Annotated in this window: 18 protein-coding genes and 1 pseudogene; 8 read left to right on the forward strand and 11 right to left on the reverse strand. The window is 63.6% G+C overall.

What is annotated here, in order from left to right:
• The first annotated feature begins 14 nt into the window (after window positions 1-14).
• Both ACO07C_RS24045 and ACO07C_RS24050 read left to right on the forward strand, forming a co-directional pair.
• On the forward strand, window positions 15-917 hold the full coding sequence (locus tag ACO07C_RS24045) for a LysR family transcriptional regulator (protein WP_421916661.1): 903 nt from the start codon (window positions 15-17) through the stop codon (window positions 915-917).
• 9 nt (window positions 918-926) lie between these two features.
• Window positions 927-1145 (forward strand): annotated as a pseudogene (locus ACO07C_RS24050) (type II toxin-antitoxin system VapC family toxin); the annotation flags it as partial.
• A 6-nt stretch (window positions 1146-1151) separates the two neighbouring features.
• On the opposite strand, the gene ACO07C_RS24055 reads toward ACO07C_RS24050, so the two are convergent.
• The 6 genes from ACO07C_RS24055 to lgt all read right to left on the reverse strand — a co-directional run bounded on the left by ACO07C_RS24055 (window position 1152) and on the right by lgt (window position 6866).
• Entirely contained in the window at window positions 1152-2087 is a 936-nt protein-coding gene (locus ACO07C_RS24055; protein ID WP_421916662.1) for a ribose-phosphate pyrophosphokinase, read from the reverse strand.
• A 127-nt stretch (window positions 2088-2214) separates the two neighbouring features.
• Window positions 2215-2814, reverse strand: coding sequence for a hypothetical protein (locus ACO07C_RS24060; protein WP_421916663.1), 600 nt, complete (start codon window positions 2812-2814; stop codon window positions 2215-2217).
• Window positions 2815-2856: 42 nt separating this feature from the next.
• The gene (locus ACO07C_RS24065; protein ID WP_421916664.1) at window positions 2857-4008 is read right to left on the reverse strand and encodes a M24 family metallopeptidase; all 1152 of its coding nucleotides are present in this window, start codon (window positions 4006-4008) and stop codon (window positions 2857-2859) included.
• Window positions 4008-4802, reverse strand: coding sequence for a peptidoglycan editing factor PgeF (gene pgeF, locus ACO07C_RS24070; protein ID WP_421916665.1), 795 nt, complete (start codon window positions 4800-4802; stop codon window positions 4008-4010). Before pgeF ends, ACO07C_RS24065 begins: the two co-directional genes overlap by 1 nt.
• A gap of 118 nt (window positions 4803-4920) precedes the next feature.
• Window positions 4921-6009 carry a class I SAM-dependent methyltransferase gene (locus ACO07C_RS24075; protein ID WP_421916666.1) on the reverse strand — a complete coding sequence of 363 codons (1089 nt, stop codon included), beginning with the start codon at window positions 6007-6009 and terminating at the stop codon, window positions 4921-4923.
• A complete protein-coding gene (gene lgt, locus ACO07C_RS24080) occupies window positions 6006-6866 on the reverse strand; it encodes a prolipoprotein diacylglyceryl transferase (RefSeq protein WP_421916667.1) in 861 nt (286 codons plus the stop codon). Before lgt ends, ACO07C_RS24075 begins: the two co-directional genes overlap by 4 nt.
• A gap of 166 nt (window positions 6867-7032) precedes the next feature.
• On the opposite strand from lgt, the gene ACO07C_RS24085 reads away from it, so the two are divergent.
• From ACO07C_RS24085 to ACO07C_RS24095, 3 genes are all read left to right on the forward strand, one after another.
• Complete coding sequence (locus ACO07C_RS24085; RefSeq protein ID WP_421916668.1) at window positions 7033-7335, forward strand: accessory factor UbiK family protein; 303 nt, start codon at window positions 7033-7035, stop codon at window positions 7333-7335.
• Between the two features lie 320 nt (window positions 7336-7655).
• A complete protein-coding gene (locus ACO07C_RS24090) occupies window positions 7656-8156 on the forward strand; it encodes a YbjN domain-containing protein (RefSeq protein ID WP_227345645.1) in 501 nt (166 codons plus the stop codon).
• A 118-nt stretch (window positions 8157-8274) separates the two neighbouring features.
• The gene (locus ACO07C_RS24095) at window positions 8275-8634 is read left to right on the forward strand and encodes a tRNA-binding protein (protein WP_421916669.1); all 360 of its coding nucleotides are present in this window, start codon (window positions 8275-8277) and stop codon (window positions 8632-8634) included.
• A gap of 67 nt (window positions 8635-8701) precedes the next feature.
• Here the strand turns inward: ACO07C_RS24095 and ACO07C_RS24100 are convergent, their stop codons facing one another.
• From ACO07C_RS24100 to ACO07C_RS24115, 4 genes are all read right to left on the reverse strand, one after another.
• Window positions 8702-9724: a glycosyltransferase family 4 protein gene (locus ACO07C_RS24100; RefSeq protein WP_421916670.1), complete on the reverse strand. Its 1023-nt coding sequence runs from the start codon at window positions 9722-9724 to the stop codon at window positions 8702-8704.
• Between the two features lie 221 nt (window positions 9725-9945).
• Window positions 9946-11358, reverse strand: coding sequence for an ATP-binding protein (locus ACO07C_RS24105; RefSeq protein ID WP_421916671.1), 1413 nt, complete (start codon window positions 11356-11358; stop codon window positions 9946-9948).
• A gap of 50 nt (window positions 11359-11408) precedes the next feature.
• Window positions 11409-12128 (reverse strand): response regulator, encoded by a 720-nt coding sequence (locus ACO07C_RS24110; protein ID WP_421916672.1) that lies wholly within the window; start codon window positions 12126-12128, stop codon window positions 11409-11411.
• On the reverse strand, window positions 12115-12648 hold the full coding sequence (locus tag ACO07C_RS24115; RefSeq protein WP_421916673.1) for a MarR family winged helix-turn-helix transcriptional regulator: 534 nt from the start codon (window positions 12646-12648) through the stop codon (window positions 12115-12117). Before ACO07C_RS24115 ends, ACO07C_RS24110 begins: the two co-directional genes overlap by 14 nt.
• 260 nt (window positions 12649-12908) lie before the next feature.
• On the opposite strand from ACO07C_RS24115, the gene ACO07C_RS24120 reads away from it, so the two are divergent.
• From ACO07C_RS24120 to ACO07C_RS24130, 3 genes are all read left to right on the forward strand, one after another.
• Window positions 12909-13802, forward strand: a complete 894-nt coding sequence (locus ACO07C_RS24120; protein WP_421916674.1) for a branched-chain amino acid aminotransferase — start codon at window positions 12909-12911, stop codon at window positions 13800-13802.
• Between the two features lie 145 nt (window positions 13803-13947).
• On the forward strand, window positions 13948-14265 hold the full coding sequence (locus ACO07C_RS24125; protein ID WP_421916675.1) for a hypothetical protein: 318 nt from the start codon (window positions 13948-13950) through the stop codon (window positions 14263-14265).
• Window positions 14266-14514: 249 nt separating this feature from the next.
• On the forward strand, window positions 14515-15153 hold the full coding sequence (locus ACO07C_RS24130) for an MBL fold metallo-hydrolase (RefSeq protein ID WP_421916676.1): 639 nt from the start codon (window positions 14515-14517) through the stop codon (window positions 15151-15153).
• Window positions 15154-15291: 138 nt separating this feature from the next.
• On the opposite strand, the gene ACO07C_RS24135 is transcribed toward ACO07C_RS24130, so the two are convergent.
• The gene (locus tag ACO07C_RS24135; protein WP_421916677.1) at window positions 15292-15690 is read right to left on the reverse strand and encodes a BA14K family protein; all 399 of its coding nucleotides are present in this window, start codon (window positions 15688-15690) and stop codon (window positions 15292-15294) included.
• Window position 15691: the final 1 nt, after the last annotated feature.

Here is a 15691-nt window from a genome sequence, read left to right on the forward strand (position 1 = left end):
CGGGAGAGCGAACAATGGCGGAGCTTGGTGATCTCACCGCTTTCGTTGCGGTCGCGAATGCCGGTGGCTTTCGCGATGCGGCGCGGGCCGGCGGCGGCAGCGCCTCCAGCCTCAGCGAAGCGGTGAGCCGGCTGGAGGCAAGGCTTGGCGTGCGGCTGCTCAATCGCACCACGCGCAGCGTCGCGCCGACCGAGGCAGGCGCGCGCCTGCTCGACCGGCTGGGACCCGCCCTGGGCGAGGTCGAGGCGGCGCTCGATGTCGTCAACGGCTTTCGCGACCGACCGGCGGGCACATTGCGGCTCAACGTGCCGGTCAGCGCGGCGCGGCTCGTCCTGCCTCGCCTCGTGCCGCCTTTCCTGGCCGCCTATCCAGATATCCGCCTGGAGATCATTGCCGAAGACAGTTTCGTCGATGTCCTGGAAGCCGGCTGCGATGCGGGCATCCGCTATGACGAGCGGCTGGAGCAGGACATGATCGCCATTCCGATCGGCCCTCGCCACCAGCGTTTCGCCACCGCCGCGTCGCCGGCCTATCTCGACCGGCGCGGCCGTCCCGATCATCCGCGCGACCTGCTCGATCACGCCTGCCTGCTTAGCCGGTTCAAAAGCCGTGCCATGAGTGCCTGGGAGTTCGCACGCGACGGCGAGGTGGTGAAAGTGGAGCCGACAGGCCCGCTCATCGTCAGCACCGGCACCGCCACCGACCTCGCGGTTGAAGCGGCGGTTGCTGGTTGCGGGATCATCAGCCTCTTCGAGGACTGGCTGCGGCCCTATTTCGACAGTGGTGTCCTGGAGCCGGTGCTGGAGCCCTGGTGGGAGCGCTTCTCGGGCCCGTTTCTCTACTATCCTGGCCGCCGCTACCTGCCTGCGCCACTGCGCGCCTTCATCGATTTCACCAGCGCGATGCGGTGGGATTGAGCGGAGAGTCGGCAAAGCTTCGCGGATCGAATCTTCGGCCTGACAGAGGAAGCCTCATTGGCCCATGGGGAAATCATGGGCGTGGACGGCGGGCAGGGCAGGGCAATGTCGGCAACTGACGGCATGATCGCGGCCATTGCCCGTGTAAACGGTGGCCGTTTGGCCACTCGCAATATCTCCGACTTCGAGACGACAGGGCTCAACCTCACGTCTCCATGGGAGTATTGACGGTACTTAATCGAACAGGCTCGACACCGATTCCTCGGTCGCGGTGCGCGAGATCGCTTCGCCCATCAGGTCGGCGATGGAGATGACGCGGATGTTGTGGCAGTCGAGCACGGCCTGGGTCGGCTGGATGGAATCGGTGATGACCAGTTCCTGCAGCTTCGAGCCGCTGATGCGGGCAACGGCGCCGCCCGACAGCACGCCATGGGTGATGTAGGCGGTGACGCTGGTGGCGCCATTGGCCAGCAGGGCTTCGGCGGCGTTGCAGAGCGTGCCGCCCGAATCGACGATGTCGTCGATCAGCAGGCAATCCTTGCCGGCGACAGCGCCGATGATGTTCATGACTTCCGATTCGCCGGGACGTTCGCGGCGCTTGTCGACGATGGCGAGCTGCGCGTCGAAACGCTTGGCCAGCGCACGCGCGCGAACCACGCCGCCGATGTCGGGCGACACGACGACGACATTGGCGAGTTGTTTGTACTTGGCCTTCACGTCGCGGGCCATGACCGGCACCGAGAACAGATTGTCGGTCGGGATGTCGAAGAAGCCCTGGATCTGGCCGGCATGGAGATCGAGCGTCAGCACGCGGTCGACGCCGGCGCGCGTGATCATGTTGGCGACCAGCTTGGCCGAGATCGGTGTGCGGCCCGAAGCACGGCGGTCCTGCCTTGCATAGCCGAAATAGGGAATGACGGCGGTGATGCGCTTGGCCGAGGAGCGCATGAAGGCATCGATCATGATGAGCAGTTCCATCAGGTGATCGTTGGTCGGGAACGAGGTCGACTGCAGGATGAAGACATCCTCGCCGCGCACGTTTTCCTGAATCTCGACGAAAATCTCCTGATCGGCGAAGCGCCTGACGCTGGCCTTGCCCAGCGGGATGTTGAGATAGCGAGCGACCGCTTCGGCCAGCACCCTGTTGGAATTGCCCGCGAAGAGTTTCATGCACCGTTCCTGGTGGAGGATTTGATCGGGCTTTTAGCGGCCCGTGCCGGTATTGCAAGCGCCCATATCCGGAATCCGCCGGCTAATCTTGGGAAAACGTCACGTCGTGGCGCGTCGGTGCCATATCTCAGCCGGCTCCGCCGCCTAGCCATGCGGCGAATTGGTCGATGGTCTGGTCGGCAATCGCCTGCATCGTCGCCGGCGCAACCGCCTTCCAGCTGTCGGCGCCATTGACCGATGGCGCTTTCTGCTGGCCGTTGATGCGATGCAGCCGGTTGCCCGCCGGGTCATAGACGTCCCAGACATAGATCACCGTCGTGTCCTTGCCTTCGGACATCGCCGAGAAATAGCCTTTCAGCACGTGGGTGGCGGTCTGGTCCTGGCTGCCCGCCAGCGTGATGCCACGCTGCCTGGCCCGTGTCTGCAGTTCCGCCGTCAGCGGCGTCGCCGCCTCCACCGAGGCGCCGACGATCGGGGCGATCTGCAGGCGGGTCTTGGACAGGATGGCGGCGCTCTGGGCTGGCGTGACAGTGGTTGTCGCGGGGGTCGTCGTCGCGGGCGCGGGAACGGCCGCGGTGGTGGTGCCCTGCGTCGGGGTCAGCGCCTGGGTCGACGATGACGCGGGCGGGGTGATGGCCGACGGCTCAAGGACATCCTTGGCATTGGTGCAAGCGGAGAGCGCCAGTGCAACGAGCAACGACACGGTCGTCACATGCGATCGCCTCATGTGCCTGAAAACTCCCTGGCGACGTACACCTCCATTATGGATTCACTGTACGATCAAGTCGAGATCATGGCGGGAGAGCGGCTTGGGCTGCGATTCCGTGGTCAGATAGGTGCGCCCCAGCGTCATTGCCGTCTCGGTGTCGGAATCCATGATGATCATATGGGCGAACAGCGTCATATGCGGGGCGATCGGTTCGGGATTGCCCTGGTAGAACATCGGCATGTCCATCCAGGACGGGGTGAAGCGGGCGCCGACCGAGTAGCCGCAAGCATTCAGTCGGTGCTTGGTCAGCCCGTGCGCTTCCAGGGTGCGGGCGTGCGCGTCGAAGACGTCGCCAAACGTATTGCCCGGCGTCATCGCTTTTTCGACGGCCAGAAGCGCGGCGCGGGCGGCATCGAAAAGCTCCTGATGGCGCTTCGACACCTTGCCTGTCAGCACCGTGCGCATCATCGGCGCATGGTAGTGGTTGAAGACGCCGGCCCATTCGAGTGTCAGCTGGTCATTCTTGGTCAGCTTGCGGCGGCCGGCCTTGTAACGGCAGAGCAGCGCATCGACGCCGGAGCCGATGATGAATTCGTTGGCGGGATAGTCTCCACCGCCGGCGAAGATCGCGCCCTGCATGGCGGCCAGGATAAGGCCCTCGTCGCCGCCCTGCCTTATCAGCGGCAGCGCCGCGTCCAGCGCATCGTCGGAAAGGTTGGCGGCCTTCTCCGCCTTGGCGATTTCGGCGGGGCTCTTGAACAGGCGCAGCCGGCTGACGATTCCGGAGGCATCCGCGATCTGTCCGAAGGTCTGCAACTGTTCGTCCAGCCGTCGGCCATTGTAGGCGGTCAGGCCGTGCGTGTCGTACTCCACGCCGATGCGGGCGCCGAGCAGGTCTAGCTCGTTGAGCAGATTGCGCAGGTCCACCGCCGGATTGGCGCCGTCCCGGTCGGTCCACAACACGATGTTGTCGATGATCGAGGTGTGGCGGGCCTGGCGCAGGTCAGCGGAGCGGGTGAGAAGCACCATCGAGCCGTCGGCCTTCACCACCAGGCACTGGAAGAAGCAGAAGCCAAACGTGTCGTAGCCGGTCAGCCAGTACATGCTTTCTTGGGCGAACAGGAGCACGGCATCGAGCTTCTTCTCGGCCATCTCGATCATCAGCCGGTCGCGCCGCGCGTCAAATTCCGAGCGTTCGAAATGCAGCGCCATTATTCCGTCTCCAAAACGATTGCTGAAATCTGTCGTCCGTAATCGGGCTCGTTGCGGTGCGTGGTGCGCCGATAGGAATAAAAAAGATCTTCCTCGGCGTAGGTGCAGCGTCCCAGACCCTCAGCGGTCACGCCGGCCTTGTTCAACCGGTCGACCGTATAGAGATTGAGGTCGAACATGGCATGGCCGGGTTTTGCCGAAGGGGTGAAATAGTGGATGTTGGCGGCGTCGGCCTCGACGAAGCGGGCGACGAATTCCGGCCCGACCTCGTAGTTCTCGGGACCGATCGAGGGGCCGAGCACGGCCACGATGCGTTCGCGCCGCGCGCCAAGGCCTTCCATGGCGGCAATGGTGTTTTCAAGCACGCCGGTGAAGGCGCCTTTCCAGCCGGCATGGGCCGCGCCGATGATGCGCGCCTGAGCGTCCGCGAAGAGCACCGGGCCGCAATCGGCGGTCGAAGCGCCGATGGCGATGCCCGGACGGTCGGTGACGATGGCGTCAGCCTTCGGCCGCTCGCCGGCGAAGGGCTCCCTGGCGATGACGACATCGGGCGAATGGATCTGATGGGCGCTGAGGAGATGGCTGGCCGGCACGCCCATCCATTCGGCGACACGGCGGCGGTTCTCGGCGACCAGCGCCTGGTCGTCGCTCGAACCTGCTCCGATGTTGAGACCCTGGTATATTCCGTTGGAGACGCCGCCGACGCGGGTGAAATAGCCGTGGCGGATGCCTTGCGCCCGCGCTTTGTCCAGCAAGGCCGACCGAACGGGATCCGGTTTGGTCTGATTCAGCATGAGGGCGTTGTTGTCCGTGTGGGCTGTTTCGTCAAGACGAAGTTCAGGCGGGCGACGTACTGGGCCGGTGCGCCGGCCTCGCGAAAGTCGGCAGAGTGAAAGAGGTGGCGGCGAAAAGTCAATGCGCGGGTGCAAAGGGCGCGACGGCGACGCCGAGCGGCAGGACAGCGAGCACCTTGAAGAGCTCGCCCATGGCTTGCGGTCCAGCCAACCGTTCGACCGCTGCGGAGATTGTTTGTCGTGCCGCTTCATCGGCGCTGGCGCCGAGCCGGCCGGCACGTTCGAGGAGACCCATGCCCAGCAGGAAGTCGCCCTGTGTTGAGAGATGAGCACCGAGGCCATGCGCGCGGGCCGTCGAGGCCAGGGCCGCGAAATCGACATGGGAGGTGAGGTCGGCCTCGCCGGGATTGGCAAGCACATCTTCATGATGGTGCTGGCGCAGCGCCTGCAATGTGTCGCCGACACCGGGCCGCAGATGGCCATAGTCGAGGAACAGGCCGGCGCCGCCATGCCTGGAGATCCGTTCGGCCATGGCAGCCATGAGCGCTGTGCGTGCCGGAGCGATCTCGACGATCGCGCCCTGCGGCGCGTCAGTGGCATCGTCGGGGAGCAGCGACTGGTCGACCGAACCGGCGCCGGCGAAGAAGCGAAGGTTGTCGTCGTCGTCGAGGCCGACCATGCGCTCGCGCCACCCAGCACCGGCCCGGATGAACTGCCGCACCGGCACCGCGTCGAACAGCTCGTTGCCGACGATGAGCAGCGGCTGCCGCGGCAGCGTGTCGATGGTTTCGTGCCAGCCGATGCTGGCGGCTGTCGCGGAAAGCGTCTGCTTCTGAACCTGCGCCAGCCGTGGACTGGTCTCGATCATGGCGAAGGATGCGCCGCCGGCCAGGGCCGGATGGAGCCGCGCCAAGGTGCGCAGCATGTCCTTCATCAGCGTGCCGCGTCCCGGGCCGATCTCGGCGATGGTGACCGGCATCGGCCGGCCGGTCGCCGCCCAGGCCTGGTAAAGCCAGACGGCGATGAGTTCGCCGAACATCTGGCTGATCTCCGGCGCGGTGATAAAGTCGCCGGCGGCGCCGAACGGCTCGCGCGTCGTGTAGTAGCCGTCACGGGGGTCGAACAGACAGAGCGCCATGTATTCGTTGACGGGCATCGGCCCCGTCGCCTCGATCAGCTCGACGATGCGGGATTTCAGCCGCGTCATGTCGCCTGTGGCTGCGATTGCGTCACCGGCCTGGCTGTCGCCATCGCCCAGATGCCGGCCAGCACCATCGGCGTGGACAGGATCATTCCCATGGTCAGCCAGTTGGTTTGGAGGAGATAGCCGAGCTGCTGGTCGGGTTCGCGGAAGAACTCGACGAAGATCCGCGACAGGCCATAGCCGCAGATGAACGCGCCGCCGACGAAGCGCGGCGTCTTCAGCTTGAGGCGCGAATGGGTGAGGATGCGCAGCACGAGGAACAGCACGATGCCCTCGAGGAACGCTTCGTAGAGCTGGCTCGGATGGCGCGAGAATGGACCGCCATTGGGGAACTCAATCGCCCATGGCACATCGGATGGGCGGCCCCAGAGCTCGGAATTGATGAAGTTGGCGACGCGCACCAGGCCGAGGCCAACCGGCACGCCCGCCGCCACCACGTCGAACAGCGACCAGGTGCGGATGCCGCGCTTGATGGAAAACAGCGTCATGGCGAGGATGACGCCGAGCAGGCCGCCATGGAAGGACATGCCGCCTTGCCAGACCGCGAAGATATCGAGCGGGTGGGCAAGGTAGCGCGGCAGATCATAGAACAGCACATAGCCGGTGCGTCCGCCAAGCACGACGCCGACCGCCGCCCAGACGATGAAGTCGTCGAGGTCCTCGGGCTTCATGGGCAGGTTGCCGTCGGGCCACAGCTTCGGATTGGTGATGAGCCGCTTGGCATACCACCAGGCAAAGAGGATGCCGACGATATAGCCGATGCCATACCAGTGCACCGCCAGCGGCCCGATCTGGATGAGGATCGGGTTGATGTTGGGAAAGGGCAGGGAGGCCAGCGGCAGCAGGAAAAATTCGTTCAACGGGGCACTCTCGGTTGCGTAACGCGTTTGGGCGCGGACCATGCGGCAGGGTTTTGGCGGGGTCAAGGCAAGGCTGAACCCTCGACTTGATGCCGCGGCATGCAGCAACGTTCTTGCATTCCGCGCCGCGCGCCACTACGTCATTTCGAGCAACCGAGGATTTGCCATGTCGACCGGACCGAACCGCATTCTCGATGAATTCGCCAAGCTCATGACCGACGCCGCAGGCGCCGCGCAAGGAGTGCGCCGTGAGGTCGAGACCGCCTTCAAGGGGCAGGCCGAACGCATCCTCAACACCATGGACGTGGTGCAGCGCGAGGAATTCGAGGCCGCCCGCGACATGGCGGCCAAGGCGCGCGAGGAAAATGCCCGGCTGTCGAGCCGCATCGACGAGCTGGAAGCCCGGCTCGCGGAATTGACCGGACAGGCCACACCGCCGGCTTCCGCCAAGCCCAGGCCAAAAAAATAATTCGTTAAACTTTTCCACAAAGCACAATCCTAAAAAGCGCTTTGCCGTGAATCGCTTACCGGCATTGCATGAATCTTTGTGACAGCGGCTTTCCACATGCGAATGACGCAGTGCGAAAAATTAGGCTGTTCACGCGACTCCCGATCAATAGACTGAATTTGTTGCATGATTCGGAACCGGGTCATGCGCCGGGCGGTGGGGTTCCGGTCTGGGTCTTTGCGTTGAGAAGTCCCTGACCGTCCGAGTTCTAGACATGATTGTTCGTTGTGTGTGCCCCCCGGAGCGTGTGGTGGCGCTCCTCAGAACACAGGAAGCATTCCATGGAACTTCTCGAACTCGAATTGTCCCGCGAAATCCATCCGGTGGATGTGATCGAGCAGGTGGCCCACAACAACGACTGGTCCTTCGAACGGGCCGGCGATGACGAGATCTCGATTTCGGTCGTCGGAAGCTGGACCGACTATCATGTCTCCTTCTCCTGGATGGAGGATTTCGAGGCGCTGCACCTGGCCTGCGCGTTCGACATCAAGGTGCCGGAAACCCGCGCGCTGGAAGTGATGCGGCTGCTGTCGCTGATCAACGAGCAGATGCTGTTTGGCCATTTCGATCTCTGGGAGCAGGAAGGCGCGATCATGTTCCGCCAGTCGCTGCTTCTGGCCGGTGGCGTGGAGCCGTCGAGCCAGCAGGTCGAGGTGCTCCTTTCGTCCGCGCTTGAAGCCTGCGAATGCTATTTCCAGGCATTCCAGTTCGTCGTGTGGTCGGGAACCTCGGCCAAGGATGCGCTGGCCGGCGTACTGTTCGAAACGCACGGCAACGCTTGAGCCTGTTCCATCGCGGTGGAATCAGGATAGGGCTCTGTCTGTTTTTTCGAGCACGATCTTGTCCGGAAGCCGGATTTCTTTTTTCGAGGGCGTGCTCCAAGTCGGGGTATGGACCGCAATGAGTTCGAGCAGCGAGCGCAAGCCGGAGATCAGCTTCGCCGATTTCGACCGTGTCGACATTCGCGCCGGCACGATCGTCGAGGCCGAGCCGTTTCCGGAAGCGCGCAAGCCAGCCTTCAAGCTGAAGATCGATTTCGGCGGTGCCATCGGCATCAAGAAGTCGTCGGCGCAGATCACAAAATACTATACGCCCGAAACGCTGGTCGGCCGGCAGGTGTTCGCGGTGGTCAATTTCCCCCCGCGACAGATCGGGCCGTTCATGTCCGAAGTGCTGACGCTCGGTTTTCCCGATGAAGAGGGCGCCGTGGTGCTGGGCGCCATCGAGCGCAAGGTGCCGGATGGCGGGCGGCTGTTCTAGGATACATTGATATTCAGGTGAGGCCGGCTTGCGAACGGCAGCCGCCCGCGTCCGGGCGCCTGGTTTGTCACGCCGCCAGCTTGCGCGGCGCTCCAAGCGCTTCCTCGACAGTGTCCATGAACATCTCGGCGCAGGCTTTCCAGCTGTATCGCATGGCGCGTTCGCGCGCCTGGTCGCGGCTGACATTGAGCGCGGCGAGCGCGGCTTCCCTGAGATCTTCGGACACCGCGCCGCCAATGCCGTCGCCGACGATGTCGATCGGCCCGGTCACCGGATAGGCGGCGACCGGCGTGCCGCTGGCCAGCGCCTCGATGATGACATTGCCGAACGTGTCGGTGCGGCTGGGGAAGACGAAGACATCGGCCGAAGCATAGATCTCGGCCAGTTCGTCATTGGGCCGGTGGCCAAGGAAATGGGCGTCCGGATATCTTGCCTTGAGCTTTGCGAATTCCGGGCCTTCGCCGACGATCACCTTGCTGCCGGGAAGGTCTAGGTCGAGGAAGGCGGTCAGGTTCTTCTCTATGGCGACCCGGCCGACGCACAGGAACACCGGGCCCAGGAAGCCGAGGTCCTTCTTCTTGTCGGGACGGAAATGATCGGTGTCGACGCCGCGTGTCCAGGGCCGGAGCTTGGTGAAGCCGCGCGCCGCCAGGTCGTCGGCCAGCGACTGGGTGGCGACCAGCGTGCCCTGGCCGGAATTGTGGAAATCGCGCAGCCAGCGATAGGCCCAGCTCTCGGGCACCGGCAGGCGGGCGCTGAGATATTCGGGAAAGCGGGTGTGGTAGCTGGTGGTGAAGGGCCGGCCCGCGATGCGGCAGTAGCGCCGCGCCATGAACCCGAGCGGACCCTCGGTGACGATGTGGATGTGATCGGCCTTGCGGGCCTCGATAAGCCTGGCGACATGACCGGGCGTTGTCAGCGCCAGCCTGATGTCGGGATAGGTCGGCAGGGGCAAGGTGCGGAAGATGTTGGGTGTGAGGAAGTCCACCTCGACGTCGAAGGATTTCAGCGTTTCGGTGAGCCGCTCCAGCGTATGGACGACGCCGTTGACTTGCGGGCGCCAGGCGTCGGTGACCATCAGGATGCGCATGGCGGTCCTCTGCTCGAAAGGTCTTTGTCTGCCTTGGAACGATGCCGAAACGGCGACCAGCTTGCGGCCCGTGCTTCGATCCAGCGCACCCGGGTGGGCACGGGGTCGAGGCGAGGCGGCAGGATCGAATCGACTGTTGTCGCGCGCTTCATGCGCGCTCTTCACCATGGTTTCATGACGTGCGGATGAAGGGCCAGCAACCGCGGCCGGCCCGCCCGGTTCTAGGCGGGAACCTTGATGACGGCGCGCAGGCCGCCGAGCGGGCTGTTGTCCAGCGTAATGTCGCCACCATGGCTGCGGGCAATGTCGCGGGCAATGGAGAGACCGAGCCCGGTGCCGCTGGCGTCGAGGTTGCGGGCTTCGTCCAGCCGCACGAAGGGCTTGAACACATCCTCGCGCCGGTCGGCGGGAATGCCTGGGCCATCATCGTCGATGGTCACCAGCAGGGTGCCGCGGCCATGCGTGGCGTTGACCTCGACCGTCCTGGCGTAGCGGAAGGCGTTGCCGATGACGTTGGACATCAGGCGGGCAAAGGCATTGGGCCGCACATGCACATCGCGGTCGCCGACCAGCGTCGTCGACAGCTTGCGCTTGCGTAGCCTGGCTTCCTCGCCGAGCTTCTGGAAATAGGCTTCGAGATCGAAACGGCCGGCGTCTTCGGAGGCTTCGCCGCGCGCGAAGGCGAGATAGCCTTCCAGCATCGACTGCATGTCGTCGATGTCCTGGTTCAGCGCCTTGGTGTCGGCGCGGCTGCCGGCCAGGGCCAGTTGCAGCTTGAAGCGGGTGAGGATGGTCCGCAGATCGTGGCTGACACCGGTCAGCATGGCGGTGCGCTGCTCGATCTGGCGTTCGATGCGCTCGCGCATCTGGATGAAGGCGAAGCCGGCGCGGCGGACCTCCTCGGCGCCGCGCGGTCGGAAATCGCGTGGCATAGGCCGGCCCTTGCCGAAGCTCTCGGCTGCTTCCGCCAATGTCAGGATCGGCCGGATCTGGTTGCGCAGGAAGGGAATGGCGATCATCAACAGCACCAGCGAAGTGCCGACCATCCAGATCAGGAAGATGTGGGTGTTCGACGCATAGGCCTGGCTGCGGCGCACGAAGACGCGCAGCACCTTGCCTTCCAGCTGGACACGGACCTCGACGATGTTTGAATTGCCGACCGTGTCGATCCAGAACGGGCGGTTGATCTGCCGGGTGATCTCGGCCGAGAGGACGTCATCCAGGATCGAGAAGAACGGCTTTGGACCGGGCGCGGGCAGGGGATCTGGCGGCAGCAGGTCGACCTTCAGCTGCATCCGGTCCTGGGCGATGCGGATGATGTTGGCGTAGTCGGTGTCGTGCGGATAGGTCTCCATCATGTCGATGATGGCGGCGATGTCGCGCACGGTCGCCTGCGACAGGCGCTGCGTCACGGTTGCCCAATGGCGTTCCATGAAGACGAAGGCGACGACCGATTGCAGCAGGATCATCGGCGCGATGACGATGATCAGCGAGCGGGCATATAGCCGCTTGGGCATGTAGAGCGCGACAAGGCGCCAGAAACGGTTCCAGGCGCGCGGCATGGCTTTGAGCGACCGCATGGCGCGCTCGCTCAATCCGCCATTCCCCGGCTCTTCCAGTTCCGTGGTCGCCATTTCGATCTTTTCGTTCGCCCGCGGCCTTTCAACGGGCCGTGGGCGTCATTCTATTCCACGCTGAGCCGATACCCAATACCACGCACCGTCTGCAGCCAGACCGGATTGGACGGGTCGCGCTCGATCTTGCGGCGCAGCCGGTTGATCTGGACGTCGATGGTGCGCTCGCCCACTTCCGAATCGTCGCCGACAAGCTCGTGACGAGGGATGGTTTCGCCGGCCCGCGCGGCGAAGATCGCCAGGATCTCCTGTTCGCGATCGGTCAGCTTCAACGCCTCGCCGCCACGCTTGAGCTCCCGCCGTGCGATCTGGAACGTATAGGGGCCGAAGACCAGCTGTTCGACCTTGGGCGTCGTCGTAGGCCCCCCCCGGCGCAGGATGTTGTTGATGCGCAGGATCAACTCGCGCGGGTCGAAGGGCTTTGGCAGATAGTCGTCGGCGCCTGCCTCCAGCCCGCTGATGCGGCTGTCGGTTTCGGACAGTGCCGTCAGCATCAGGATCGGCACGTTCTTTTCGGCCCGCAGCGACTTGGTCAGGTCGACGCCCGTTTCGCCGGGCATCATGACGTCGAGCACCAGCAGGTCGAAATCGAGGCCGGCGAGCTTGCGCCTGGCCTCGCCAGCATTGCCGGCAACGGTGACGCGAAAGCCGTTCTCGGTCAGATATTGCTTGAGCAGGTTGCGGATACGGGTGTCGTCGTCGACCACAAGCAGATGCGGCGCATCGTCGTCCGGTGCCGTCGCCTGGTCGACCCTCTCAGTGCTCTCCATGGCTTTTCCCTGACATTTTTGCGGGCCCTACGTCGATCTGTGCTCTCAGTTCCGGATTGACCATCGCCTCCAGGAACCGTTCCACCAAGGCCCGTTCGGTGGTTCCGGAATCTTCCAATGCAGCATGGATGCGGCGCGACTGTGGCCGCGCCAGCGCCAGCGCCAGCGCGCGACCCTTGGCGGTCGGATAGAGTTCGCGCTGGCGGCGGTCGCGCGGTCCCTGCAACTGCACGATATGGTCGGTATCGATCAGTTGCTTGAGCACGCGCGCAAGGCTCTGCTTGGTGATCTTCAGCACGTCGAGTAGTTCGGCCACGGTGAGGCCGGGCCGGCGGTTGACGAAATGCAGCACGCGGTGATGAGCGCGGCCGAAGCCATAGTCGGCCAGTATCTGGTCGGGATCGGAGGTGAAATCGCGATAGGCGAAGAAGAACAGTTCGATGATGGCGAAATCGATGCCGTCCTCGTCGGTGATGGCCGTCCTGATCGGTTTTCCGGCAGTTTGGCTTCGATCCGTCATCATTTCTCCGTCACAAATGGAAATTATGTCAGTACTATTGACGCAATTTCCCGGCAATGGTAATTTTTGACAAGCTTTTCGGCGGATTGCGAACGAAAAGGCAAGAGAAGACCGTTTTTCCGGAACTTCCTGAGTTTGCCAGAGCGCGATTATCCGCTTACGATTCGCGACACTGGCCGGCGTCCCCAACCACATGGCGCGGCCGAAAAAGAACACGAAACGAGACAATATGTGCGGGCCGGGGCTCGCGGGAGGTTACCATGGCATCCGTTCCCTTCGATCAACTGGACGGCTTCATCTGGATGAATGGCGAGTTTGTCCAATGGGGCGACGCCAAGATCCATGTGCTGACCCACGGCCTGCACTACGCCAGCGCGGTGTTCGAGGGCGAGCGCGCCTATGGCGGCGAGATTTTCAAGCTGAACGAACACACCGAACGCCTGCATGAATCGGCGCGCCTGCTCGGCTTCAAGATCCCCTATTCGGTTGCCGAGCTCAACGACGCCTCGACCACGCTTCTGAAGAAGCAGGGTTTCCAGGATGCCTATGTGCGGCCGATCGCATGGCGCGGCAGTGAGCAGATGGGCGTTTCGGCGCAGAACAATCGCATCAATGTCGCCATCGCCATCTGGCAGTGGCCGAGCTATTTCGACCCGGCGCAGAAGCTCAAGGGCATCCGCCTCGACCTCGCGGAGTGGCGCCGGCCCGATCCGCGCACCGCGCCCTCCAAGTCGAAGGCAGCCGGCCTCTACATGATCTGCACCATGTCCAAGCATGCCGCCGAAGCCAAGGGCTACGCCGACGCCATGATGCTCGACTGGCGCGGCCAGGTCGCCGAGGCGACAGGCGCCAACATCTTCTTCGTCAAGGACGGCAAGATCCACACGCCCAAGCCCGACTGCTTCCTCGATGGCATCACCCGCCGCACGGTCATTGGGCTTGCCAAGGATCGCGGCCTCGAGGTGATCGAGCGCGCCATCATGCCGGAAGAACTGGAAGGCTTCGAACAGTGTTTCCTGACCGGAACGGCGGCGGAAGTCACGCCGGTTTCGGAGATCGGGCCTTACCGATTCGAGGTCGGTGAAATCGCCAGGACACTGATGAACGACTATTCCGCCGCTGTTCAGCCCAAGCAAGCGATCGCGGCGGAATAAAGCAACGTCAAATGTTTCAATGATGTGGAGGCGGTTTTCGAACCGCCTCTTTCATTTGAGCTTGCGTGCATTTGACTTTCCCCCAATTCGGCGTCTCATGATGAGGTCGGCCCGGGAGGCTGGCGGCTATGGAGGGAATAGTAACATGGACATGAATACGCTTCTTCCGATCATTGTGCAGGTGATTACAGGCATCATTGGCGGTCAGGCGGTCGGTGTGGCGCTCAAGACGGCGGCGCTGGGGCAGCTTCCCAAGATCCTGGGTGGAGCCATTGGCGGCGTCGGCGGCGCGGCCATCCTTGGCAGCCTGCTCGGCGGCGGTACGATCGATCCGGCGGCGGCTGCCACGGCGGCTGGTGGTCTGGGCAGCGTTCTGGACATCAAGAACATTGTCGGCGGCGCTGGCGGCGGCGCGATCCTGACCGGCATCATCGGCGCGGTCATGGGCGCGATGAACAAGTAAGCCCTGGAGCCGGATTATTCAGGTCGAATCGACCTGATTTCTGAATCCGTCTCAAGAACGATGGAAGGGGCATGATGTCGGCCGAAAACCGCTTCACACTTTTCGACGGCATGCTCTAGGGTCTCTGTCACATTCCATGGGCGGCTTCGGCCGCCCATTTCCGTTTTGGGCACGCACTGTTCCACTCTCGGCGGTAGACGCCCCGCGCCTCATTGCCTACATCGAAGGCGAGGCAGCGAAAGGACGATCATGGGTCAGCTCAATGCCGGCATCGTGCCGGTCACACCCTTCCAGCAGAACTGCACCATCCTGTTCGACATGGACGACAAGCACGGCGTCGTCGTCGATCCGGGCGGCGACATCGAAAAGGTGCTTGCCGCGCTGAAGGATAATGCGATCACAGCCGGAGCCATCTGGATCACGCATGGCCATATCGACCATGCCGGTGGCGCGATGGATCTCAAGGAGGCGCTGGGCGTCGAGATCATCGGCCCGCACGTTGCCGACAAGTCGTTGCTCGACAATCTGGAAAACCAGGGCCGGCGCTATGGCATTGCCGGCGCGCGCGACTGCGTGCCCGACCGGTTCCTCGCCGACGGCGACACCGTCTCGTTCGGCGGCCATGTATTCGAGGTGCTGCATTGTCCCGGCCATGCGCCCGGCCATGTCGTCTATTACAACCGCGCGGCCAAGTTCGCCCATGTCGGCGACGTGCTGTTTCGCGGCTCCGTCGGCCGCACCGACCTGCCGGGTGGCGACCATGCGGCGCTGATCGCCTCGATCAAGGACAAGCTCCTGCCGCTCGGCGACGATATAGGCTTCATCTGCGGCCACGGCCCCGGCGGCCGTTTTGGCGAGGAGCGGCGTACCAATCCGTTCCTGACCTGAGCCGTGCTCCCCGGCAAGCCACAACAAAAAAGCGCCGTCCTTGAGGGCAGCGCTTCTTGTTCGGGAGGGGCAGGGAAGCCTCGACCGATCCGTGTCCCCGGAGGAGAAGGACACAGTATGCCGATACTGTCAGTCCGGTCAGTTGGCGGTGCAGAAATGCTGCGCGCCATCGTTGCCGGTGAACGTGCCTGTCCGGGCGTTGAAGGTCCGGTAGCGGTCCGAGCAGTACTCGTACCAGCCACGCGTCCACGGCTCGGCATAGCTGTTGTAGGCTACCCTCGGCTGCACATAGTAGCGACGTACCGGGGGATGATAATAACGATAGTCGTAGTCGTCATAGCCCGGATCGTAGTAAGTGGGCTGGCTAAGCGCGCCCGCGATCAAGGCGCCCGTTGCGAGGCCGACCACGCCGGCGGCGAGGGCATTGCCACCGCGATGGTGCCAGCGCCAGTCATCGGCACTTGCAGAGGGCAAAGTCGCGGCCATCGTCGCTAAGACGGCGCCCGACAGGATGGCAGTCTTGAAAACTCGGTTCATG

Origin of the sequence: Mesorhizobium sp. (assembly GCF_965229135.1) — a bacterium.
Classification (GTDB): Bacteria; Pseudomonadota; Alphaproteobacteria; order Rhizobiales; family Rhizobiaceae; genus Mesorhizobium.